The following is a 22,953-nucleotide window of genomic DNA, read 5'->3' as shown; positions in this document are numbered from 1 at the left end:
ACCCGACGACGAGGCGGAGCGCATGACCAACCCGTGGCTGGCCCGCCCTGGCAGCGGTCGGCGGCGCGCGCTGGTCGAGGAGTCGTGGGAGCGCGCACGGCGGCGGCGCCTCGATCCGGACCGGCTGACGGCACCGCTCTCGTTCTCGGGCGACGACCTCCGCGAGTACCGCACCGGGCATCCGCTCGCCTCGGTCCTCCCGGTGATCCGCCGCCTGCTGGTGCGTGACGCCGACGAGGACAGCGGCGTGCTCGTCGCGGTGGGCGACGCGCTCGGGCGGCTGCTCTGGATCGACGGGGACCAGCACCTCAAGAGCCTCGCCGAGGGGATGTCGTTCGTCGAGGGCGCCGCGTGGGCCGAGCCCGACGTCGGGACGTCCGCGCCGGGGACGGCCCTCGTGCTCGATCACGGCGTGCAGATCCACGGCGCCGAGCACTTCGCCTCGCTCGTGCACCCGTGGAGCTGCACCGCCGTCCCCGTGCACGACCCCGAGACGCACGAGATCCTCGGAGTGATCGACATCACCGGCGGCGCCGACGTCGTCGCCCCGCAGACCCTCCCGCTGATGGAGGCGACCGCCGCCGCCGTCGAGAGCGAGCTGATGGTGCAGCGGCTCCTCCGCCCGCGGCGGCCCGCTGCACGGAGCACAGCGGCGGCCCGGGCGCCGAGCCTGCGGGTCCTCGGGCGCGAGACGGGCCTGGTGACGGCCGCCGGAGCGACGCTCGAGCTGAGCACCCGGCACGCCGAGATCCTGACCCTGCTCGCCTGGCACCGGGCCGGGCTCTCGGCCGAGCAGCTCGCCCTCCTGCTCCACGGCCGGGACGACGCGGTGGTCACCGTCCGCGCCGAGATGGTGCGGCTGCGCCGCGCGCTCGAGCCGACCCTCCCGCGCCTGGTGCCCCTCTCGCGCCCCTACCGCCTGGCGAGCCCGGTCGACCTCGACGCCCGCCAGGTGCTCGGCCTGCTCGACCGCGGCTCCCACCGCCTCGCCCTGGACGCGTACCGGGGCGCGCCGCTGCCCTCGTCCGAGGCGCCAGGGATCCGGGCGATCGCCGGCGAGCTGCGCCTGCGGGTGCGGGCGAGCGTCCTCGCCGATGCGGCGCCCGCGACCCTCCTCGCCTGGGCGGAGGGCCCCGACGGCCGCGACGACGCGGAGGTGTGGCGGGAGCTCCTGCGCGTCCTCCCGCCCCGCTCGCCGCGGCGTGCCGGTGTCGCCGCGCACCTCGAGACGATCGAGGCGGAGCAGCGCTGAGCCGTCCCGGTCGCTCCCGGGACTCCCGCCGGAGCGTCCAGCCGCGGAGCCGTCTCGCTAGCCTCGACGCATGAGCACCCTCGCACCACCTCCCCGGGCCCTCGCGAGCGGAGTCGCGGGGGGCCTGCTCCTGATGGCGGTCTTCACGATGTGGTGGGCGAGCGACACCACGGTCGGCTGGCCGGCACCGGCGGCGACGACCGCCGTGACCGTCTGCGCGCTCGCGGCCGTGGTCTTCGCCGTGCAGGCCGTCCGCGTCCTCGTCGCCCGGCGGAGGATGGCGGTGGAGCTCACCGACGCCGACCGCGCGGCGAAGCCGAACGGCGTGCTCTTCGGGGCGGTCTTCGCCGCGGAGGGCGTGCTGATCGGTGTCGCGGTGGGAGTCCTCACCGGCACCGGGCTCGACCGGTTCCTCGTGCCGGCCATCGCCGTGATCGTGGGCCTGCACTTCTACCCGATGGCGAGGATCTTCGGCCGGACCCTCGACCTCTGGCTCGCCACCTGGACGACGCTGGTCGGAGCGATCGGAGTCGTCGTGGTCCTCGTCGACGGCTCCGCCTGGCCGCAGGTGTGGTCCTGGGTCGGCGCGGGAGCCGCAGCGGCCACGGTGACCTACGGCGTCTACATGAGCCGGATCGCCCAGCGCCTGCTCGCGAGCGTCTGAGGTCCGGGCCGCGGGGCCCTCCTCCTCGGGCGGCCGCGTCTCCGCCCGGCCGGTCCGGTCTCCGTCCCCGCCGTTCCCGCCGGTGCGTCGACCCGTGCAACGTCGTGCAACCCCCCGCGACGTAGCGTCAGGACCGGGCGCCCACCCCGCGCCCACGACAACGACGTCGATGGAGGTCCACATGACGCTGTACGCCGACCAGGTCGCCGAGCAGGCACCGCAGGAGCCGGGTTCCACGGTCTACGCGAATCCAGGCACGGAGGGATCCGTCGCCTCCTTCCGCTCGCGCTACGACCACTACATCGGAGGCGAGTACGTCGCCCCCGCGAGCGGCCAGTACTTCGAGAACATCACCCCGATCACCGGGAAGCCCTTCTGCGAGATCGCCCGCGGCACCGCCGCCGACGTCGACCGCGCCGTCGAGGCGGGCTGGAAGGCGTTCGCGAGCTGGGGGAAGACCAGCCCCGCCGAGCGCTCGAACATGCTCCTGAAGATCGCCGACCGCATGGAGGCGAACCTCGAGCTGCTCGCCGTCGCCGAGACGTGGGAGAACGGCAAGCCCGTGCGCGAGACCCTCGCCGCCGACATCCCCCTCGCCATCGACCACTTCCGCTACTTCGCCGGAGCGATCCGCGCGCAGGAGGGAGGCGTCTCCGAGATCGACCACGACACGATCGCGTACCACTTCCACGAGCCGCTGGGCGTGGTCGGGCAGATCATCCCCTGGAACTTCCCGATCCTGATGGCCGTGTGGAAGCTCGCGCCGGCGCTCGCCGCGGGCAACTGCGTGGTGCTGAAGCCGGCCGAGCAGACGCCGGCGTCCATCCACGTTCTGCTGGACCTGATCGGCGACCTCATCCCCGCCGGCGTGCTCAACGTCGTCAACGGATTCGGGTTCGAAGCGGGCGCCCCGCTCGCCTCCCACCCGCGCATCCGCAAGATCGCCTTCACCGGCGAGACGACCACCGGCCGCCTGATCATGCAGTACGCCAGCGAGAACCTCATCCCGGTGACGCTGGAGCTGGGCGGCAAGAGCCCCAACGTGTTCTTCGCCGACGTCGCCGCGGAACGCGACTCCTTCTACGACAAGGCGCTCGAGGGCTTCTCGTTCTTCGCCCTCAACCAGGGCGAGGTCTGCACCTGCCCGTCGCGGGCGCTCGTGCAGCGCTCGATCTACGACGACTTCGTCGGAGACGGCCTCGAGCGGGTCAAGCGGATCAAACAGGGCAACCCGCTCGACACCGCCACGATGATCGGCGCCCAGGCCTCGAACGACCAGCTCGAGAAGATCCTCTCCTACATGGACATCGGCAAACAGGAGGGAGCGAAGCTGCTCATCGGCGGCGACCGCGCCGACCTCGGCGGCGAGCTCAGCGGCGGCTACTACGTCAACCCGACCGTGTTCGAGGGCCGCAACTCGATGCGCATCTTCCAGGAGGAGATCTTCGGACCCGTCCTCGCCCTCACCTCCTTCGACGACTTCGACGACGCGATCGGCATCGCCAACGACACCCTCTACGGCCTCGGCGCCGGAGTGTGGAGCCGCAACGGCGCCCAGCTCTACCGCGCCGGCCGGGCCATCGAAGCCGGCCGCGTCTGGTCGAACACCTACCACCAGTACCCCGCGCACGCGGCGTTCGGCGGCTACAAGCAGTCGGGCATCGGACGCGAGAACCACAAGGTGATGCTCGACCACTACCAGCAGACGAAGAACCTCCTCGTCTCCTACGCGGAAGGACCGATGGGCTTCTTCTGAGCTGGTTCGCACGGGCTCCTCGTTCCTCGTCGCCCGTGCCGCGGTCGGCTCGCCGACGTGGCCGGGTGGGGAGGAGCGGGGAGCGTTCGCACCGAGACGGATCCGCTGGCACGCGGATCCGCCGTTCGGTGCTCGGCCCTTCGGGCGAGGCACCTGACGGCGCGCGGATGGACGGTGCTCGGCCCTGCGGGCGAGGCACCTGACGACGCGCGGAAGAGCGGTGCTCGGCCCTGCGGGCGAGGCACCTGGCGGCGCGTGGAAGGACGGTGCTCGGCCCTGCGGGCGAGGCACCTGGCGGCGCGTGGGAGAACGGTGCTCGGCCCTGCGGGCGAGGCACCTGGCGGCGCGTGGGAGAACGGTGCTCGGCCCTTCGGGCGAGGCACCTGGCGGCGCGCGGGAGAACGGTGCTCGGCCCTTCGGGCGAGGCATCGGACGAGGGGGCGCCCCCTCATGTTGATCGAGTAGTCCGCGCAGCGGCGTATCGAGACGCCGCCCGGAGGAGCGTCCGCCGTCAGCGGTCGGGCGCACACAGACATTCCGCACCACGAGCGAAGGAGCACCAATCATGACCTCCACGAGGGTCGACGTCACTGCGGAGGCGGCAAGCATGCTCCGCCGGATGACGGCGCTGCACGGGCCGCTCATGTTCCACCAGTCGGGCGGATGCTGCGACGGCAGCTCCCCGATGTGCTTCCCCGCCGGGATGTTCCGCACCGGCGCCTCGGACGTGCTCGTCGAGTCGCTCCGGCTCGACGGCCTGGACCCGATCGACTTCTGGATGTCCCGCTCCCAGTTCGAGTACTGGAAGCACACCCACCTCACCGTCGACCTCGTCGACGGGCGGGGCAGCGGATTCAGCGTCGAAGCCCCCGAGGGCAAGCGCTTCATGATCCGCAGCCGACTGCTCACCGACGACGAGCTCGTCGAGTTCGGGCTGCTCCCCGCCGGAGCCGTCGGGCCCTGAGCCGGCTTCCCTGACCCGTTCCCCCCTGAACCGTTCCCGTCGCAGATCCTCGCCGACCGGCGACGTCCCGGTCCAGCGGTGTCAGCCGCCCGGAGCGGGAGCGGGCGGCGCCTTCCCCGTGCTCAGCTGCACGCCCACCACCGATCCCTTGTCCACGCGGGTGCCCGCGGCCGGACCGGTGCCGGCCACGGTGTTCATCGGCTGCGTCGAGTCGACCTGCGACGTCGCTCCGGGAGTGAGCCCTGCTGCGGTCAGCGCCTGTGCGGCGGAGTCGCCGGTCCGGCCGGACAGGTCCGGCACGGTGACCTGCGGCGCCGCGATGAGCGACTGGTCGGCCTGCGGGAAGTCGGAGCCGCCGTAGCGGGAGTCGATCGCCGTCATCAACGGCTTCCAGATCCGGTGGCGTGCCGAGGGCGCCCAGCCGCTGTCGAAGTCGATCGAGTCGAGGTTCACCCTCGAGCCGTCCGCGCGTGCCGAGATGCTGCCGACCCAGACCGCGAGGGAGGTCTCGGTCGAGGCCCCGATGGCCCAGGTGTCGGCGGAGTTGTCGGTGGTGCCCGTCTTGGTGATGTGCTGGATGCCGTTCTTCGGATCGTCCTCGACACCCGTGCCCTCGGCGGTCACCTTGAGCATCGTGTACTGCATCGCCGAGGCGACCCTCGACGACACCGCCCGGCTGCAGGTCGTCTCCACCGGCTCGATCTCGCGGCCGTCCGCTCCGACGATCGCCGTGATCGCGACGGGGGTGCAGGTCGTGCCGTTCGCGGCGATGCCGGAGTAGGCGGTCGCCATGGTGAGCGGTGCGATCTCGTTGGTGCCGAGGACCGCTCCCGGCGACTGCACGAGCGCGGTCCCGTCCGCGCGGTGCACTCCGAAGGCCTCGGCCTGCTTGCGGATCTCGCACTGGTCGAGCAGGTGCGACATCCCGGTGAAGCCCGTGTTCAGCGAGTAGATCGTCGAGTACAGCGCCGTCTGGGTGTCGGTGTAGCCGCCGTCGCCGGCGTTCTTGGGGTTGTAGGAGTCGTAGTCCCAGGTGCCCTCGCAGCTGTCGGCGAAGCCGGTCCAGTTCTTCTGCTTCGAGTCGAACTGCTCGAGCAGGGTGTGCCCGCGGTCGAGCCATTCGGCGAGCGTGAACACCTTGTAGGCGGAGCCGGTCTGGAAGCCGTTGCCGCCGCCCGCGGACGCGTCGACGTTGAGGTTGATCGCCGAGAACTCCGGCCCGCTCGCGATCACGTCCGGGTCCTGGCTGTAGCGCTTGTTCTGCACCATCGTGAGGATGCGCCCGGTGCCGTTCTGGACGGCGACCGCCGTCGCCCCGACGTCGAAGCGCGGATCGGAGGAGGGGACCTGCTCGTCCATCAGCTCCTGCGCGGTCCTCTGCAGATCGAGATCGATCGTCGTGTAGACCTTGATGCCGCCCTGCTTGATCGCCGCGTAGCGCTCGTCGTCGGTCGCTCCGAGCGCCGGGTCGTCGCGGAGGACGTGGGTCACGTAGTCGCAGAAGTAGGCCGCGCTGCCGGCCGTCTGGCAGCCGGTGGACGGCGGGGTGATGTCGGGGGTGATCGCCTCGGCGGCCGCGGCATCGTGCGCGGCCTGGTCGATGCTCCCCGTCTCGAGCATCCGGTCGAGGATGTAGTCGCGCCGCTCCCGGGTCTGCGCGTAGCCGTTCGCTTCGCCGTTGGCCGTGTCGTCCGGACGGTCGAAGCGGAACTTCTCGGGGTTGTTCACGATGGCCAGGAGCGAGACGGACTGCGCGAGGGAGAGGTCGGCCGCCGGGATGCCGTAGTAGTACTCCGCCGCGGCCTCGATGCCGTAGACGGTGCCTCCGAACAGCGCGATGTTGAGGTAGCCGAGGAGGATGTCGTCCTTCGAGGACACCTTCTCGAGCCCGATCGCGAGCCGCATCTCCTTGAGCTTGCGCTCGGCCGTGGTCGCCGTCGCCTCCGCGTACGCGCGGTCGCGGTCCGCCTCGTCCGGGATCGACTCGGCCTTCTGCACCAGCACGTTCTTCACGTACTGCTGCGTGATCGACGAGCCGCCCTGGGTGTCGCCGTCGAGGAGGTAGGTGCTGGCGATGGCGCGGAGGGTGCCCTGCAGGTCGATCCCGCCGTGGTCGTAGAAGCGCGGGTCCTCGCTCGCGACGAGCGCGTCCTTCACGGAGTCGGCGATCCGGTCGGCCGGGACCTCGATCCGGTTCTGGTCGTAGAAGGAGGCCAGCAGCGTCGGATCGCCCGGGTCGCCCGCGTAGACGTCGCTCTTCTGCATCAGGCGCCCGACCTCGAGGTAGCTCGGGAGGGACTGGAACGCCGAGATGGTGCCGGAGGTCGCCGCGCCGGTGAGCGCGGCGGCGGGGGCGACCACGAGCGAGGCGAGCAGACCCGCCAGGACGCTGACGATCACGAATCCGAACAGCGCGCCGAGAGCCCCGTGGACGGTTCGACGGGGCTGGAAGACGGGGACGTTCGGTCGCTTCAGGATGGATCCTCTCGCTGCACCAGCACCCTAGGCGAGGCCTGCGACATCCCCGACGAGGCGCGCCACGGCCGCGCCGGACGCCCGTCCGCCCGGAGTCGGCGCGACGGCGCCCGCGCAGGCTCGGCGCCACGACAGCAGAGGGGGCCGACCCCCGGAGGGATCGGCCCCTTCACGGGACGGGCGACGTCTCTACTCGATCAGGTCGCCGTTCAGGTCCGAGATGTCGTTCGGATTGGCCGGAGCCTTGCCCGTGCTCACCTGGAGGGGGATCACCCCGCCGGCGACCGCCGTCTCCTCCGCGCTCGGCGTCGTCGACACGACGGAGCCCTCCGGGATCGTCGCGGAGTCGACCGACTCGTGCATCCCGACGACGAAACCGGCGGCGGTGAGGATCGCCGTGGCGCTCTCGACCGTCTCGCCCGTGACGTCGGGGACCTCGGAGTTCGCCGCCGATCGCGGCGAGTACGCGAGCATCGAGGCAGGCGGTGCCGTGAAGTCGTCGCCGCCGTACTTCTCGTCGAGCGCCGTCATGATCGGCTTCCAGATGGCGTGCCGGGCGTTGGAGGCGCGGATGGTGCCCTTCTCGCCCGTCAGGCTGATGAAGCGCAGGTTCTGCTTGGTGTTGTCGGCGAAGCCGTTGATGCTGCCGACCCAGACCGCCAGGGAGGCGGCCTTGCTGGCGCCCGCCGTCCACACGTCGGCTGCCTCGTCGGTGGTGCCCGTCTTGCCGATGTGCTCGATCCCGTCGAAGGGGTTCGAGGCGTAGGCCGTTCCGGAGGTCATCACCCGCTGCATCGCGTACTGCATCCCTCGGGCGACCTCGGGCGACACGGAGGGCGTGCACGCCGATGCCGGGGCGGCGACGGCGTTGCCCTCGCTGTCGGTGATCCGATCGATGACGATCGCCGAGCAGGTCGTGCCGTCGTTCGCGATCCCGGCGTAGGCGTTGGCCACCGTCAGGGGCGCGATCTCGTTCGTCCCGAGGACCGAGGCCGGCCCGTTGGCGAGCTCGCGGCCGTCGGCGCGGTGCATCCCGAACGACTCGGCGGTGGTGCGGATGTCGCAGAGGTCGAGCTGCTGCGCCATTCCCATGAAGCCGGTGTTGATCGAGTTCGTGGTCGCGCCGAGCGCGCTCATCGAGCTCGCGTCCTCCGACGGGTCGTCGTTGCGAGGCGAGAACTTGCCGTAGTAGCCGCCGTCGCCCTCGACGTTGCACTTCTGGGGGTAGGAGCTGAAGCCGGAGGTGGGGGAGGCGAACGACTCGTTGACGGTGTGCCCCGCCTTCAGCCACTGCGCCAGCGTGAACACCTTGTAGGTCGATCCGGTCTGCACGCCGGAGCCGCCGCCCATGCTGAGGTCGACGTTGAGGTTGATCGCGCTGTAGCCGGGGTTCGCGGCGAGGAACTGCTCGTCCTGGCTGTACTGCGTGTTCTGCACCATGGAGAGCACGCGGCCCGTCTTCGCCTCGACGGAGGCGGCTGTCGCGCCGACCTGGAAGCGCGGGTCGACGGAGGGGATGTAGGCGTTGAGCGCCGCCTGCGAGACCTGCTGGATGTCGAGGTCGAGGGTCGTCACGACGTCGAAGCCGCCCTGGCGGATGCGCTGGTAGCGCTCGTCGTCGGTCGCCCCGAAGACGGAGTCGTTGCGGAGGACGTTCAGCACGTAGTCGCAGAAGTACGCGGCGTTGCCGGCGGTGGTGCAGCCGGTCGAGGGCTCCGTGATGTTCGGGGTGATCGGCTCGGCGACGGCGGCGTCGTGCGCGGCCTGGTCGATCCGGCCGTGCTTGAGCTCCTCCGAGAGGATGTAGTCGCGGCGCTCCTTGGTGGCGGCGTAGCCGTTGGCGGCGCCGTTCGCTTCGTCGCCCGGGTTGTCGAAGCGGAACTTCGCCGGGTTGTTCACGATCGCCAGCAGCGCGGCCGCCTGCGAGGTCGAGAGCTGGCTCGCGGGGATGCCGTAGTAGTAGTTCGCCGCGGCCTCGATGCCGTAGACGGTGCCCCCGAAGAGGGCGATGTTGAGGTAGCCGAGCAGGATGTCGTCCTTCGACGCCTCCTTCTCGAGTCCGATCGCGAGGCGCATCTCCTTGAGCTTGCGCTCGGGGGTCGGGTCCGTCGCCTCCTGGTAGGCCTTGTCGCGCGCGGCCTCGTCGGTGATCGACTCCGCCTTCTGCACCAGGACGTTCTTGACGTACTGCTGCGTGATCGACGACCCGCCCTGCAGGTCGTCGCCCGTCAGCGTGACGGCGATGGCCCGGAGCGTGCCCTGGAGGTCGATGCCGCCGTGCTCGTAGAAGCGCGGGTCCTCGCCGGCGACGGCGGCGTCCTTCGCGGACTGCGCGACGTCGTCCCAGCCCACCTCGACGCGGTTCTGGTCGTAGACGGAGGCGAGGAGGGTCGTCCCGTCGCTCGCGTAGACGTTGGTGCGCTGCATCAGCTGGCCCACGTCGAGGTAGCCCGGCAGGTTCTGGAACATGCCGATCGTGTTGCTCGTCGCCAGGCCCGTCAGCGCGAGGGCCGGCGTGACGCCGACGGTGATCAGGACGCCCGCCACGGCGCTCATCCCGATGAACCCCATGACCGCCCGCAGCGACATCCCGAGCGGCCGGACGGAGCGGCGGGATGCAGTGGGAAGTGCCATGGAGCGGTCGTCCTTTCGACGCGGCGCCGGGCCGCGGAGATCTGAGGGAGGGTGGCGAGAAGCCTCGCGAGCAGTCGCGCGATCCCCCGGCTTCATGGTACGTGACGGGTGCGCCCGCGGGGCGTCCTCCTCCCGGTGGAGATGAGGAGCTGGCGGGTGATGCGCAGGAGCGGGCGCGTCCGGGGTGCTGACCTCGGGTCGATGCATCCGTATCGTGGGGGGAGCGCCGCTCCGAGGGGCGCTGCAGCACCCGTTCCACCCACCGCTCCGGGGCCCCGGGCGGCCGGCCCCGGTAGAAAGCGCACACCATGGCACGCATCCACGACGACGTGACCCAGCTCGTCGGCAGGACCCCTCTCGTCCGCATCAACCGGCTGGAGGGCGCCGACCAGGCGACGGTCCTCGCCAAGCTCGAGTTCTACAACCCTGCGAACAGCGTGAAGGACCGCATCGGCGTCGCCATCATCGATGCGGCCGAGGCCTCCGGCGAGCTGCACCCCGGCGGGACGATCGTCGAGGGCACGAGCGGCAACACCGGCATCGCGCTCGCGATGGTGGGTGCCGCCCGCGGCTACAAGGTCGTCCTCACGATGCCCGAGACGATGTCCGTCGAGCGCCGGGTCCTCCTCCGCGCCTACGGAGCCGAGATCGTGCTCACCCCCGGCAGCGAGGGCATGCGCGGAGCGGTCGAGCGCGCCCGCGCGATCGTCGTTGAGACCCCCGGCGCGATCCTCGCCCGCCAGTTCGAGAACGCCGCCAACCCCGAGGTGCACCGCCGCACCACCGCGGAGGAAGTCTGGGAGGACACCGACGGCGAGGTCGACGTCTTCGTGGCCGGCATCGGCACCGGCGGCACCATCACCGGAGTTGGCCAGGTGCTCAAGGAACGCAAGCCCGGTGTGCAGATCATCGGAGTGGAGCCGATCGACTCCCCGCTCCTCACCCAGGGCACCGCCGGTCCGCACAAGATCCAGGGCATCGGCGCCAACTTCGTCCCCGCGATCCTCGACCGCGAGGTCTACGACGAGATCATCGACGTGACGCTCGACGACTCCGTGCGGGTGGCCCGCGAGATGGCCGCGCAGGAGGGGATCCTCGGCGGCATCTCCTCCGGCTCGATCATGTGGGCCGCGCTCGAGGTCGCGAAGCGCCCCGAGAACGCGGGGAAGACCATCGTCGCCATCGTCTGCGACTTCGGCGAGCGGTACATCTCGACCGTCCTGTACGAGGACCTCCGCAGCTGAGCCCCTCGAGACGAGCCGGGACGCCCCGCTCCGGACGCGACGGTCGGCCGGAGCGCCGCGTCCCGTCCGGACCGGAGCGTCCCGGGCTCCTCGCCCTGCTCCGCGAGGACGTCCGCACCGCCCGGGAGCGCGACCCCGCCGCCCGGAGCGCGGTGGAGGTCGTCCTCTCCTACCCGGGAGTGCACGCGGTCTGGGTGCACCGCGTCGCGCACGCCTGGTGGCGGCGCGGCCTCCGCCTGCCCGCCCGGCTGCTCAGCCAGGCGGCGCGCGCGGCGACCGGAGTGGAGATCCACCCCGGTGCGACCATCGGCCGGCGTCTGTTCATCGACCACGGCATGGGCGTCGTCATCGGCGAGACCGCGCGGATCGGCGACGACTGCATGCTCTACCACTCCGTCACGCTGGGCGGGAGGTCGGCCCGGCGCGAGCGTCGGCACCCCACGCTCGGCGACCGGGTGGTCGTCGGCGCCGGCGCGGTCGTCCTGGGCCCGCTCGTGCTCGGATCCGACGTCAGCGTGGGCGCGAACGCCGTCGTGGTGAAGGACGCGCCCGACGGAGCGGTGCTCGTCGGCATCCCGGCCCGCGATCTGCGCGATCAGGGCGGGGAGGAGGACCCGCTCGCCGGGTCCGGCCGCTCCACCGGACCGGCGGGACGCGTCTAGCCGGCGACGCTCAGTCGTCGCCCCTCGGCGAGATGTCGCGCGGGGCGCTCTTGATCTGCGCGAAGGCGTCGAGTGCGTGCGCCCGCGTCTCCTTGAGGTCGACGAGGGGCGCCGGGTAGCCGTCCGCGCCTCCGGTCAGCGTGTCCTCGAGCGTCCACGGCTCGTGCACGGCGGCGCCCTCGACTCCGCCGAGCTCCGGCACATTGTGGCGGATGTACTCGCCGGCCGGGTCGAACTTCCTCGACTGCGTGACCGGGTTGAAGACCCGGAAGAACGGCGACGCATCGGCTCCCGAGCCCGCGACCCACTGCCAGTTCGCGGCGTTGCTCGCCGGGTCCGCGTCGACCAGGGTGTCCCAGAACCACTCCTCGCCCACCCGCCAGTCGACCAGCAGGTTCTTGATCAGGAACGACGCGGTCACCATCCGGACCCGGTTGTGCATGTAGCCGGTGCTCCAGAGCTCGCGCATGCCGGCGTCCACCAGGGGGTAGCCGGTGCGCCCCTGGTGCCAGGCGTCGATCGCCTCCTGGCCGGGGCGTCCCCACGGGAAGGAGTCGAACCGGGTGTCGAAGTTCGCGGTCGCCAGATCCGGCCAGTGGAACAGCAGGTGGTAGCAGAACTCGCGCCAGAGCACCTCGGAGAGGAACCGGTCGCTGCCGTCGCCGCGGTGCAGGCCCTTCGCGTGCGCCTCCTCCAGGGCGTGCCACACCTGGAAGGGGCTGATCTCGCCCCACCTCAGGTGCGGGGAGAGGTTCGAGGTGGCGTCCTCCGCCGGCCGGTCTCGGCCGTCGGCGTAATCGTCGAGCTGCTCCGCGAGGAACGCGCGCAGCCGGTCGGCCGCCGCCTTCTCGCCGGGGACCCAGCGCTCGCGCAGCCCTCCCGCCCAGTCGGGACGCGTGGGCAGCAGCTCCCAGTCGTCGAGGGAGTCGGAGGCGATGTCTCCCGTGACGCCGTCGAGCGAGCGGGGGCGGGGGAGCGGCGCGCGCGGCGTCGGCTTGGCGCGGCAGGCGCGGGCGAAGGGCGTATAGACGGAGTAGGGACCGCCGGCGCCGGTCTGCACGGTCCACGGCTCGAACATCAGCGAGCCCTGGTGGCTCTCGGCCTCGAGGCCGCCGTTGCGGAGCGATTCCTTCACCGCCGCGTCGACGGTGCGCTCGGCCCTCCCGTAGCGGCGATTCCAGTGCACGGCTCCCGCGCCGATCTCCTCGGCGAGCTGGAGGACGACGGCCTCGGCCGGCCCGCGGCGCAGGATCAGCGGGGCGCCGTGCTCGCGCAGGTCGGCGGCGAGGGCTGCGAGGCTGCCGTGCAGCCACCAGCGGGAGGCGCCCCCGAGCGGACGGATGCCCGCCGACTCCTCGTCGAGCACGTAGCAGACCGCTACGGGGCCGCCACGGTCGATCGCGGCGCGCAGAGCGGGGTTGTCGGCCAGGCGCAGATCGTCGCGGAGCCAGACGAGGGTGGGGGAGGTGTCACTCATGGTGACCCCCATGATCCGCGAGTCCCGCGCCGCGGCGAAGACCTGGCCGGTCGCTGCGGCCCGTGCTAGCGGGGACGGATCAGGCGGAGGCGATGCCGTCGCGGAGCTTGTCGCAGAGCGCGGTCAGCTGCTTCAGCTCGTTTTCGTCGAGGACGCCGCCGACCTGCTCCGAGATGGTCCTCATGTGGGTGAGCGCGACGCGGCGGAAGAGCGCATAGCCCTCGTCGGTGATCGCGATGATCGTGCCGCGGGCGTCCGCCGGATCCTCGCTCTTCTCGACGCAGCCGCGGGCGGCGAGCCGGTCGATCAGCCTGCTGACGCTGGGCTGCGTCAGGAGGACGTGCCGGTTCAGGTCGCGCAGCCGCGCGCGCCGACCGGGCTGCCGGGTGAGGTTGAAGAGCACGTCGTACTCGTTCATCGAGATCTCCCGCGAGGGGAACTCGGTGCTCAGGGTGCGCATCACCTGGACCTGGGCGCGGAACAGCGACTCCCAGGCGGCGACGGCCTCTCTCGACCCCACTGGTCCTCCTTCTCGGCGCTCAGGAAAGGGTTCCCTCACATCCAGACGCCGTACAGCCTACGCCGGGGTGCTGAGAGGAGGGGAGTCGGAGGAACGGGGCCGGGGGAACGACAGAAGGCCGGCCGCTGAGGCGAGCGGCCGGCCTTCATTCCCTTGCACCAAGAGTGTCCTGCAATCACTTCTCGCGCTTCCCGCCACAGCAAACGGTCGACGCACTTGAACTATATAACGACCCGGTAACGACGCAACCCTCTCTTTCCTGAATCCTCCCTGAGCCGCCCCGCCCCGCCCGTCGCCGCGCCCGTCCGCGCTCCGCACGACTCTCTCCTGACCCAGGACGCCCCGTCTGCTGCCTCCGACGTCCGCACCGAACCGCAGCCCATCCCTGACCGTTGACGGACACGACGAGCACCCCCTGCCCTCGTCCCCCGCCGACGCGGCCCGGGCCCGATCATCCAGCCCCGCGGGCGCGCCCCGACCCGACCCGCCTTCGACCACGCAGCGGGCCGTCGAGCAGCCCTCCACGTCTGAGGAGCGGTCGCGCACATCCGTCGAGGTCGAGAGGACGTCCCGCCCTCCAGGCGAACGCGGGAAACGCGTGTCAGCGTTTCCCGCTAGCCGGTCGCGACCCGCTCTCCGAATCGCGACCACCGGTGAGGCCGACCGCGGTAAGGAGAGCGCAAGCGCTCTCCTTACAATTCAGAACAGATCCGGCGACGGCGTCGACGCGTAGCGGATGGCGACGTCGGCGTGGCGGTCGAAGCGGTAGCCGACTCCGCGGACGGTGCGCACGATCTCCTCGTAGCGGCCGAGCTTGGCGCGGAGGCGGCGGACGTGGACGTCGATGGTGCGCTCGTTCGGCGCGTCGTCGTCCGCGGCGCCCCAGAGTGAGGCGATGAGCTCGGCGCGCTCGATGGTGCGGCCCTCGCGGAGCACGAGGTACTGGAGGAGCTCGAACTCCTTGTAGGTGAGGGGGGTGGTCTCCTCGTCGAGGATGACGCGCTTGCGGGAGATGTCGATGACGACGCCGCCGGGTGCACGGTCGGGGTCGGGCTCGGCGTCGGAGCGGCGCTTGGCGACCGCGGCCGGGTCCTGCAGCGCGAGGCGGACCACGTCCACGTCGCGGCCGCCGGCGCCCTGCGGGGCGAGGGCGACGGAGGCGTAGGTCTCGGCGTCGGGGGCGAGCTGCGCCGTGACGCGCTTGAGCTCCTCGACCAGGCGGCCGAGGTCGACTCCGGCGGCGCGGGCCTTGGCCTCGTCGATGCCGACGTAGAGGGCGAAGCCGCGTGCCTCGGTGCCCTGGGGGACGGCGCGGAGGCGGGGTGCTGCGGGCGCGGCGTCGGCGACCGGCTGGAGGCGGGGCGCCTCGGTGGAGGTGGCGGCGGTGATGGTGCGGGTGTGGAGGAGGGTCATGACGAGTCCTTGGCTGGTCGGATCCGGGACGAGTGTCCGAGGGAGCGGATCCGGGTGTGCGCGATCGAGCCGTCCCGCGGTGCGCGGTGGCGGCAGAGACGGATGCGGGGCATCCAGGGGATCGTCCGCGCCTCGGACGCTCAGCCGATCGTGACGATCAGCGGGCGGAGGCGGTGCGGGGATCCGGCGAGGTCAGTTCCTCATGCACACATTCGACAGCACATGACGGGGCCACCGGCCATCATCATGCCGGCATTCCCGACGGCCTCGAGGGAGGTCAGGGCGTGCAGGGTGTCAGTCATGTCCGTCAGTAAAGCGGAGGCCGGTGCACGGCGTCAACACTTCCGTGGGGATGGACGGCGCGTCGGGGGTGGTTCCGGTGCTCGGGAGGAGGCGCGCGCCGTGACGGGGGATCCCGCTGCGCCCGCTGCGCGGGCTGCTCGATCAACAGGACGAGCGGTGCCGGACGGTCGCGGTGGGGTGTCGAGACCCTCGCTGCGCCGGCCGACCGGCACGGCTCAGCGGGGCTCCCTGTTCCGGGGCGCGACGGAAGGCCCGCTCGTCCGGGGGCCGGCGGGCTCAGCCCGCGAGGCCGTAGAGGCGGTCGCCCGCGTCGCCGAGGCCGGGGACGATGTAGCCGAGCTCGTTGAGCTTCTCGTCGAGGGAGCCGAGGACGATGGTCACGTCGCGGTCGCCGAAGGCCTTCTCGACGGCGGCCAGGCCCTCGGGGGCGGCGAGCAGGCAGACGGCGGTGACGTCGACCGCTCCCCGGTCGAAGAGGAACTGGATGGCCGCGACGAGCGAGCCGCCGGTCGCGAGCATCGGGTCGAGGACGAAGCACTGGCGGTTCGACAGGTCGTCGGGCAGGCGCTCCGCGTACGTGGTCGGCTCGAGCGTCTCCTCGTTGCGCGCCATGCCCAGGAAGCCGACCTCGGCGGTCGGGATGAGCTTGACCATGCCCTCGAGCATCCCGAGGCCGGCCCGGAGGATCGGGACGACCAGCGGCTGCGGGTCGCTGAGCGCGAGGCCGGTGGTCTGCGTCACGGGGGTCTCGATGGTGACGGTGCGGGTGCGGACGCCGCGGGTGGCCTCGTAGGCGAGGAGCGTCATCAGCTCCTCGGCGAGCTGCCGGAAGGTGGGGGAGGGGGTGCGCTTGTCACGCAGCACGGTGAGCTTGTGGGTGATCAGCGGGTGGTCGGCTACGTGGACGCGCATAAGCTCAATCTACTGGCCGGAGCGGCGCCCCACCGGCCGCAGCGGGCCGCCGCAGGAGGGGGAGCGATGCGCGACAGCGATCTCCGCGTCCCCCGCCGCTCCGAGGAGTGGATGGGCCTGGCGCTCGACGAGGCGCGGCGGGCCGCGGGCTGGGGCGACGTCCCCGTGGGCGCGGTGGTCCTCGACTCGGAGGGTGCGGTGCTCGGGCTCGGGCGCAACGAGCGCGAGCTGCGGCGGGATCCGACGGCGCACGCCGAGGTGGTCGCGATCCGCGTGGCGGCCGAGGCCCGCGGCGACTGGCATCTCGAGGGCTGCACGCTGGTGGTCACGCTCGAGCCGTGCGTGCTCTGCGCCGGAGCGATCCTGGCGGCGCGGATCGACCGCGTCGTCTTCGGTGCGTGGGACGAGAAGGCGGGCGCCTCCGGATCCGTGCACGACCTCCTCCGCGACCGCCGGCACAACCACGTGGTCGAGGTGTACCCCGGGGTCCGCGCCGCGGAGTGCTCGCGGCTCCTGCTCGACTTCTTCGCCGACCGCCGCTGACGCCGACCGCCGCTGACGCCGAGCGCCGCCGAACCCCTCAGCTCGGAGCGCCCAGCCACTCCGTCAGCGCGAGCCGCGTCGCCGCGTGCATCCGCTCGAAGCGCTCCGCCGCGACGTCGTCGGCGAGCGCGGCGGCGTCGTAGCCCGCCGCTCCTGCCCACTCCCCGTCGCCCTCGAGCCACTGCGCGGCCATCGTGCCGGTCAGCTCGGGGTGGAACTGCACGCCGAGGAGCCAGTCCTCCACGGCGAACGCCTGCACCTCGCCGGTCGTCGACGACGCCAGCAGCGCCGCTCCGCTCGGCAGCGCGAAGGTGTCGCCGTGCCACTGCATCACGTCGACGCCGGCGAGGTGCCGGAGCGGGGAGCCGGCGCCCTCCTCCGTGAGCACGACCGGGCGGAAGCCGACCTCGCGGGCCGATCCGGGATGGACGGACTCGCCCAGGGCGGTCGCGATCAGCTGCGCTCCGAAGCAGACGCCGAGCGTGGGACGGCGGTGGTGCATCCGGTCCTGCAGGAGCGCGATCTCGGGGCTGATGAAGGGGTGCCGCGAGGTCTCGTAGACGCCGGCGCTGGAGCCGAGCGTGACGACGAGGTCGGGGGCGAGGATGTCGATCGCGTCGAGGTCCGTCCCTGCGACGGCGTCGACGGCGAACCCCCGCTCGGTCAGCATCGGCTCGAGCGCGCCGAGCCCGGCACCGCGCTCGTTGACGATCGCCAGGGCCCGGCGCATCTCAGGCGCTCCCGTGCGGCGCGGCCGGCGGGGAGGCGGCGGGCGGAGCGGCGGCGGCCGGAGCGGCCGCGGCGGCCGTCCCTTCCGCCTCCGTCACGGCCGGACGGGCCGCCGGCGGTCCCGCGCGTCCGCGGTCGACGTCGGGCTCGAGGTAGATCGTGGTGGCGGCGGGAACGGCCTCGCGGATCCGCTTCTCGGCGGCGTCGATCCCGGCGGCCACGTGCTCGAGGGTCTCGGCGGCCGGGAAGGCGAGCTTCGCGGCCACGAGGATCTCGTCCGGTCCGAGGTAGAGCGTGCGCATGTGGATGACGCGCTCGACGTCGCGCCCGGCCTCGAGCGCGGCGCGGATCGAGGCGGCGTCGGCGGGAGTCGCCCCCTCTCCGACCAGCAGGCTCTTCGTCTCGACGCCCAGCACGATCGCCACCACGATCAGCAGGGTGCCGATCATGATCGTTCCGATCGCGTCGTAGACCGAGTCGCCGGTGATCACGGTCAGCCCGACTCCGAGCAGCGCGAACGTCAGACCGGTGAGCGCGGCGACGTCCTCGAGGAGCACGACCGGCAGCTCCGGCGCCTTCGCCCGGCGGATGAACTGCAACCAGGACTGCGAGCCGCGGACCCGGTTCGACTCCTTCACTCCGGTGCGCAGCGAGTAGCCCTCGAGGCAGATCGAGATCACGAGGACCAGGATCGGCAGCCAGGAATTCTCGAGCTCGTGCGGCTCGGCGATCTTCTCGATGCCCTCGTAGAGCGAGAAGACGCCGCCGACGGAGAACAGGATGATCGACACCACGAAGGCGTAGACGTAGCGCTCCCGTCCGTAGCCGAACGGGTGCTCCTCGTCGGCGGCCTTCCGCGACTTGCGGCCGCCGAGCAGCAGGAGCAGCTGATTGCCGGAGTCGGCGAGCGAGTGCACGCCCTCGGCGAGCATGGAGGCGGATCCGGAGAAGAACCAGGCGACGAACTTCGTCAGGGCGATGCCGAGGTTGGCCGCGAGCGCCGCGATGATCGCGGTGCCGCCTCCGGATGCGCTCACGTGGTCTCCTCGGGCTCGCCGCTGGATGGTCGGGCCATCCTACGAGGCCCCGGACCGCCCCTGGACCCCCTTGCCGCGGGCTCTTCGTAGGATGAGCGGCGTGACCGATGCGCCCGTCCTGCTCCCGTCCATCGCCGTCCTCGGCCTCGGCTCGATGGGGGGCGCGATCCTCCAGGGCCTGCTGGCTCCCGGCGTGCGCGTCGAGGGGGGCGTGCGGGTGACCAACCGCGACTCCGCGAAGGCCGCCGCGTGGGACGGCCACCCGGTGGTCACCGCCTTCGCCACCGCGGACGACCCGGAGGCCAACCGGCGCGCGGTCGAGGGCGCGGCGATCGTGCTCGTGGCCGTCAAGCCGCACATGGTGCCGGACCTGCTCGACGAGATCGCCGACGCGCTCGCCCCGGGCGCGGTCGTCGTCTCCGTCGCCGCCGGCGTGACCGCGGCCACGTTCGAGCGGCACCTGCCCGCGTCCGTCGCCGTGCTCCGCTCGATGCCGAACACTCCCGCGGTCGTGGGCCGCGCCGTCACCGGCCTCAGCGCGGGCACGCGGTCCGGCGACGAGGACCTGGCGCTCGTGCGCCGCCTGTTCGAGACGGTCGGCGAGGTGGTCGAGGTGCCGGAGTCGCAGCTCGACGCGCTCTCGACGATCTCCGGCTCGGGGCCCGCCTACGTGTTCCTGCTGATCGAGGAGCTCATCGCGGCCGCTGTCGCGAAGGGCTTCACTCCGGAGCAGGCGTCGACGATGGTGGTCGGCACGTTCCGCGGCGCCGCCGAGCTGCTCGCGGACTCCGGCGAGGAGCCCGCGGAGCTGCGCCGGCGGGTCACGAGCCCGAAGGGCACCACCGAGCGGGCCGTCGCGGTCCTGCAGGAGGCCGACCTCGCCGCCCTCTTCACGCGGGCGACCGACGCCGCGCTGGCCCGCGCCCGCGAGCTCGCCGCCTCCTGACTCCGCCCTCCTCTCCGCGAGACGCCGCCCGGGTACGCGACACCCGGAGCGGGCGTACCGGAGCGGCATCCCGCAGAGGAGGAGGGAGGGGGCGCGGGTCAGGAGCCGAGGGCCGCGAAGCGCTCGATGTCGCTGGGGGTGCCGCTGACCACGATGAGGTCGTGGTTCGAGACGACGGTCTGCTCGGTCGCGTAGGTGAAGGGCTTGCCCGGGCTCTTGACGCCGACGACGGTCACGCGGTGCTTGCGGCGCACGCCCGACTCCGTGAGCGTCAGCCCCCGGATCGGCTTGGGCGGGTACATCTTCGCGAGCACGAAGTCGTCGTCGAACTCGATGAAGTCGAGCATGCGGCCCGAGACCAGGTGCGCGACGCGCTCGCCCGCCTCCGCCTCGGGGTAGATCACGTGGTTCGCGCCGATCCGCTCGAGGATCTTGCCGTGCGAGCGCGAGATCGCCTTCGCCCAGATCTGCGGGATCTTGAGGTCGACGAGGTTCGCGGTGATCAGCACGGACGCCTCGATGGAGGAGCCGACCGCGACGACGGCGACCTGGAAGTCCTGCGCGCCGATCTGCGCGAGGGCGTCGAGCGAGCGGGCGTCGGCCTGCACCGCGTGGGTGACCCGCTCCGACCACTTCTGCACGAGACCGGCGTCGGCGTCGATGGCGAGGACCTCGCGGTCGAGGCGGTCGAGCTGGCCGGCCGTGGCGGCTCCGAAGCGCCCGAGGCCGATCACCAGCACCGGGGCGTCGTACCTGATGCGGTCAACCAACGATGGGCCTCTCTTCCGGTCGTCTGAACAACTGCCTCCGCTGGCTCGCGGCGAGCGCGGCGGCGAGAGTCACGGTACCAACGCGGCCCATGAACATCGTCAGCGCGAGGATGTAGACCCCGGACGGCGGCAGCTCCGCGGTGAGCCCCGTCGAGAGCCCGGAGGTCGCGAAGGCCGAGATCACGTCGAAGAGCACGTGGTCGAGCGAGGCCTTGGTGATGTGCAGGATCAGGACGGACGACACGGCGACCGTCGTCGCGCCCCACAGCACGACCGAGACGGCCAGGCGGAGGACGTCGTTCGGGATCCGGCGGCCGAACGCCTCCATGTCGTTGTTGCCTCGGGCCTCGGCGAAGGCGGCCAGGAACAGGATCGTGAGGGTCGTGACCTTGATCCCGCCGGCCGTGGAGGCCGATCCTCCGCCGATGAACATCAGCATGTCGGTCACGAGCAGGCTCGAGCCGTTGAGGTCGGGGACCGAGATCGTCGAGAAGCCGCCCGACCGCGTCATCGTCGAGAGGAAGAAGGACTGGAAGACGGTGTCTCCCGCATCGAGGCTGCCGAAGGTCCTCGGATTGTCGAACTCGAGCACGATGTAGAGGACGGCCCCGGCGACGAGCAGGATCACGGAGGTGACCAGCGTCAGCTTCACGTGCACCGACCACTTGCGCGGGCGCCGCCAGCCGCGGGAGAAGGCGTAGATGACGGGGAAGCCGATCGAGCCGAGGAAGACGCCGAGCATCAGGATGCCGAGGAACCAGTAGTCGTCCTCGAAGGGGGTGAGTCCCGCGGCGTTCGGGGCGAAGCCGGTGTTCGTGAACGCCATCGCGGAGTAGTAGAAGGAGTGCCAGACGGCCTCGCCGATCGGGATCCCGTCGATCAGCATCCGCGGGAACAGCAGCAGCGCGACGATGATCTCGATCGCGGCGGCGCTGATCGCGACGGTGGCGAGCAGTCCGCCGATCTCGCCCAGGCGCACGGCCTGGCCCTCGGCGACGGGGCCGGAGTGGATCCGCAGCGGATTCGAGTCGCTGGCGACCATGAGCTTCGCCCGGAGGCCGAGGCGGCGCGAGATCGCCAGGCCCATGATCGAGGCGAGCGTCAGCACTCCCAGAGCGCCGATGTTCACGCCGACGAAGATGATCGAGTGGCCGAACGCCGACCAGTGCGTCGCCATGTCGACCGTCGCGAGGCCGGTCACGCAGATCACCGACATCGCGGTGAAGAAGGCGTCGTGCAGCGGAGTGACGGTGCCCGTGGTGCTCGACACCGGCAGCGAGAACAGCAGGGTGAAGACGAGCACGAGCGCCGAGAAGATGAGGATCGCGAAGCGGGACGGCGAGCGTCCGGCGAAGTCGTCGATGAGGTCGCGGGCCCGCTCGAACCCCGACCAGGGGGAGACGGGCGAGACGCCCACGGGGCTGCGGAACTGCTGCCGAACCACCACGGCGGATCCTCCACTCGATCGCGGCCATGCTACCCGCTCGGTGCCGGGCCCCCGGGGCGCTGACTAGCCTGGGCGCATGGCTGACATCTTCGGGGTGATCGCGGACGGGACCCGCCGGGACATCCTCGCCCTGCTGCTCGAGCAGCGGCGGGACGGCTCGGCCGAGGGCATGAGCGTGTCGCGGATCGTGGCGCGCCTCGAGCTGAGCCAGCCGACCGTCTCTAAGCACCTCAAGGTGCTGCGCGAGACCGGCCTCGTCACGGTGCGCGAGAGCGGACAGCACCGCTTCTACGCGCTCGAGTACGCGCCGCTGGTGGAGGTCGAGGACTGGCTGCTGCCCTTCCTCGCCGAGGACGAGGCGGCCGGCGCCCTGCTCGACGCTCCGACCGCGGCCCGGGCGGAGTCGCTGGGCCGGGCGCTCGCCGAGCGGACCCACCAGGTCAGCACCGTGGTGCAGGACATCCAGCGGGGCGTCAGCGAGGGAGCGACGAAGGTGGCGGAGGCGCTGCGCATCCGCAAGTGAGGGGCGCCGAGGAGCCGGAACCGGTGGAGCCCCGGGTCGTGTAAGCTCGCGGGAGCCAGTTTTTCGTAAGCGGCCGCCCGTCGGGCGGTCGACCCCCTGAACGTTGTGAGGTCTTCGTGGGTTCTGTCATCAAGAAGCGTCGCAAGCGTATGGCGAAGAAGAAGCACCGCAAGCTGCTTCGCAAGACTCGCCACCAGCGTCGCAACAAGAAGTAGGCTCGCGCCTCTTCCCACTCGAGCGTCCGCCCTTCCGGGGTCGGGCGCTCGTCTGCGTTCACGGATGATCCCGGCGGCGCTCGCCGTCTCGGCGCCCGTCGCCGGGGCCGCCGTACACTGACCGCATGGTGGACGTGGAGCTGACGCTCGTGGGCAAGCCGGGCTGTCATCTCTGCGACGACGCGCGGACCGTGGTCGAGCAGGTGGTCGCCGACCTGGGCTCCGAGGCGTCGGTCGCCGTCTCGGAGGTGTCGATCCTCGACGATCCCGAGCTGCACGAGCGCTTCGTCGAGGAGATCCCGGTGGTGCTGATCGACGGGCGCGTGCACACCTTCTGGCGAGTCGATCCCGTGCGGCTCCGGCGGGCACTCCTCGATCGCGGGTGAGCCTCGACCGGGCCGTCCGGACGGAAGCACGACCGCGACGTCCCTCTGACGGGGGACAGGACGGCTCGCGATAGCTCGCCT

General features: G+C 71.7%; 21 protein-coding genes. 11 read left to right on the top strand and 10 right to left on the bottom strand.

Features of this window, described 5'->3' with window-relative positions:
• Nucleotides 1–22 precede the first annotated feature (22 nt).
• From C5C82_RS05490 to C5C82_RS05475, 4 genes are all read left to right on the top strand, one after another.
• Nucleotides 23–1,252 carry a GAF domain-containing protein gene (locus tag C5C82_RS05490; RefSeq protein WP_104224191.1) on the top strand — a complete coding sequence of 410 codons (1,230 nt, stop codon included), beginning with the start codon at nucleotides 23–25 and terminating at the stop codon, nucleotides 1,250–1,252.
• Between the two features lie 70 nt (nucleotides 1,253–1,322).
• Complete coding sequence (locus tag C5C82_RS05485) at nucleotides 1,323–1,916, top strand: hypothetical protein (RefSeq protein WP_104354731.1); 594 nt, start codon at nucleotides 1,323–1,325, stop codon at nucleotides 1,914–1,916.
• Nucleotides 1,917–2,097: 181 nt separating this feature from the next.
• The gene (locus C5C82_RS05480; RefSeq protein ID WP_104233506.1) at nucleotides 2,098–3,672 is read left to right on the top strand and encodes an aldehyde dehydrogenase family protein; all 1,575 of its coding nucleotides are present in this window, start codon (nucleotides 2,098–2,100) and stop codon (nucleotides 3,670–3,672) included.
• Nucleotides 3,673–4,237: 565 nt separating this feature from the next.
• Nucleotides 4,238–4,636, top strand: coding sequence for a DUF779 domain-containing protein (locus C5C82_RS05475; protein WP_104233437.1), 399 nt, complete (start codon nucleotides 4,238–4,240; stop codon nucleotides 4,634–4,636).
• Nucleotides 4,637–4,717: 81 nt separating this feature from the next.
• Here C5C82_RS05475 and C5C82_RS05470 read toward each other — a convergent pair whose 3' ends face one another.
• Nucleotides 4,718–7,036, bottom strand: coding sequence for a transglycosylase domain-containing protein (locus C5C82_RS05470; protein WP_104354730.1), 2,319 nt, complete (start codon nucleotides 7,034–7,036; stop codon nucleotides 4,718–4,720).
• Nucleotides 7,037–7,300: 264 nt separating this feature from the next.
• A complete protein-coding gene (locus tag C5C82_RS05465; protein ID WP_159939720.1) occupies nucleotides 7,301–9,745 on the bottom strand; it encodes a penicillin-binding protein in 2,445 nt (814 codons plus the stop codon).
• Nucleotides 9,746–10,053: 308 nt separating this feature from the next.
• Between C5C82_RS05465 and cysK the strand changes: the two genes are divergently transcribed.
• Together cysK and epsC are read left to right on the top strand one after the other, a co-directional pair.
• Nucleotides 10,054–10,989, top strand: a complete 936-nt coding sequence (gene cysK, locus C5C82_RS05460) for a cysteine synthase A (protein ID WP_104317168.1) — start codon at nucleotides 10,054–10,056, stop codon at nucleotides 10,987–10,989.
• 95 nt (nucleotides 10,990–11,084) lie between these two features.
• Nucleotides 11,085–11,651 (top strand): serine O-acetyltransferase EpsC, encoded by a 567-nt coding sequence (epsC, locus tag C5C82_RS05455; protein WP_104224204.1) that lies wholly within the window; start codon nucleotides 11,085–11,087, stop codon nucleotides 11,649–11,651.
• A gap of 10 nt (nucleotides 11,652–11,661) precedes the next feature.
• On the opposite strand, the gene C5C82_RS05450 is transcribed toward epsC, so the two are convergent.
• The 4 genes from C5C82_RS05450 to upp form a co-directional block, all read right to left on the bottom strand.
• Nucleotides 11,662–13,128, bottom strand: coding sequence for a deoxyribodipyrimidine photo-lyase (locus C5C82_RS05450; protein WP_104237825.1), 1,467 nt, complete (start codon nucleotides 13,126–13,128; stop codon nucleotides 11,662–11,664).
• 79 nt (nucleotides 13,129–13,207) lie between these two features.
• Nucleotides 13,208–13,588: a MarR family winged helix-turn-helix transcriptional regulator gene (locus C5C82_RS05445; RefSeq protein WP_104257198.1), complete on the bottom strand. Its 381-nt coding sequence runs from the start codon at nucleotides 13,586–13,588 to the stop codon at nucleotides 13,208–13,210.
• A gap of 759 nt (nucleotides 13,589–14,347) precedes the next feature.
• A complete protein-coding gene (locus C5C82_RS05440) occupies nucleotides 14,348–15,061 on the bottom strand; it encodes a winged helix-turn-helix domain-containing protein (RefSeq protein ID WP_104257148.1) in 714 nt (237 codons plus the stop codon).
• Nucleotides 15,062–15,640: 579 nt separating this feature from the next.
• The gene (gene upp / locus C5C82_RS05435; RefSeq protein ID WP_104224850.1) at nucleotides 15,641–16,276 is read right to left on the bottom strand and encodes a uracil phosphoribosyltransferase; all 636 of its coding nucleotides are present in this window, start codon (nucleotides 16,274–16,276) and stop codon (nucleotides 15,641–15,643) included.
• 66 nt (nucleotides 16,277–16,342) lie between these two features.
• Between upp and C5C82_RS05430 the strand changes: the two genes are divergently transcribed.
• The gene (locus C5C82_RS05430; RefSeq protein ID WP_219812330.1) at nucleotides 16,343–16,819 is read left to right on the top strand and encodes a nucleoside deaminase; all 477 of its coding nucleotides are present in this window, start codon (nucleotides 16,343–16,345) and stop codon (nucleotides 16,817–16,819) included.
• Between the two features lie 37 nt (nucleotides 16,820–16,856).
• Here the strand turns inward: C5C82_RS05430 and C5C82_RS05425 are convergent, their stop codons facing one another.
• Nucleotides 16,857–17,549: a gamma-glutamyl-gamma-aminobutyrate hydrolase family protein gene (locus C5C82_RS05425; protein WP_104257149.1), complete on the bottom strand. Its 693-nt coding sequence runs from the start codon at nucleotides 17,547–17,549 to the stop codon at nucleotides 16,857–16,859.
• Between the two features lies 1 nt (nucleotide 17,550).
• The gene (locus C5C82_RS05420; RefSeq protein ID WP_104257150.1) at nucleotides 17,551–18,585 is read right to left on the bottom strand and encodes a cation diffusion facilitator family transporter; all 1,035 of its coding nucleotides are present in this window, start codon (nucleotides 18,583–18,585) and stop codon (nucleotides 17,551–17,553) included.
• Between the two features lie 154 nt (nucleotides 18,586–18,739).
• Between C5C82_RS05420 and proC the strand changes: the two genes are divergently transcribed.
• On the top strand, nucleotides 18,740–19,531 hold the full coding sequence (gene proC / locus C5C82_RS05415) for a pyrroline-5-carboxylate reductase (RefSeq protein WP_374953059.1): 792 nt from the start codon (nucleotides 18,740–18,742) through the stop codon (nucleotides 19,529–19,531).
• 98 nt (nucleotides 19,532–19,629) lie between these two features.
• Here proC and C5C82_RS05410 read toward each other — a convergent pair whose 3' ends face one another.
• Nucleotides 19,630–20,301 carry a TrkA family potassium uptake protein gene (locus tag C5C82_RS05410; protein WP_068255410.1) on the bottom strand — a complete coding sequence of 224 codons (672 nt, stop codon included), beginning with the start codon at nucleotides 20,299–20,301 and terminating at the stop codon, nucleotides 19,630–19,632.
• Nucleotides 20,294–21,664 (bottom strand): TrkH family potassium uptake protein, encoded by a 1,371-nt coding sequence (locus tag C5C82_RS05405; protein WP_258065967.1) that lies wholly within the window; start codon nucleotides 21,662–21,664, stop codon nucleotides 20,294–20,296. The genes C5C82_RS05410 and C5C82_RS05405 overlap by 8 nt, the downstream gene beginning before the upstream one ends.
• Before the next feature lie 160 nt (nucleotides 21,665–21,824).
• Here C5C82_RS05405 and C5C82_RS05400 point away from each other — a divergent pair, with 160 nt between their 5' ends.
• From C5C82_RS05400 to C5C82_RS05390, 3 genes are all read left to right on the top strand, one after another.
• Nucleotides 21,825–22,271, top strand: coding sequence for a helix-turn-helix transcriptional regulator (locus C5C82_RS05400; RefSeq protein WP_104354729.1), 447 nt, complete (start codon nucleotides 21,825–21,827; stop codon nucleotides 22,269–22,271).
• A 116-nt stretch (nucleotides 22,272–22,387) separates the two neighbouring features.
• Nucleotides 22,388–22,486 carry a 30S ribosomal protein bS22 gene (locus tag C5C82_RS05395; protein WP_003792170.1) on the top strand — a complete coding sequence of 33 codons (99 nt, stop codon included), beginning with the start codon at nucleotides 22,388–22,390 and terminating at the stop codon, nucleotides 22,484–22,486.
• A gap of 125 nt (nucleotides 22,487–22,611) precedes the next feature.
• A complete protein-coding gene (locus C5C82_RS05390; protein WP_104266726.1) occupies nucleotides 22,612–22,872 on the top strand; it encodes a glutaredoxin family protein in 261 nt (86 codons plus the stop codon).
• Nucleotides 22,873–22,953 lie beyond the last annotated feature (81 nt).

Origin of the sequence: Rathayibacter sp. AY1D5 (assembly GCF_002932515.1) — a bacterium.
Classification (GTDB): Bacteria; Actinomycetota; Actinomycetes; order Actinomycetales; family Microbacteriaceae; genus Rathayibacter.
This window is presented reverse-complemented; position numbering and strand designations above follow the sequence as displayed.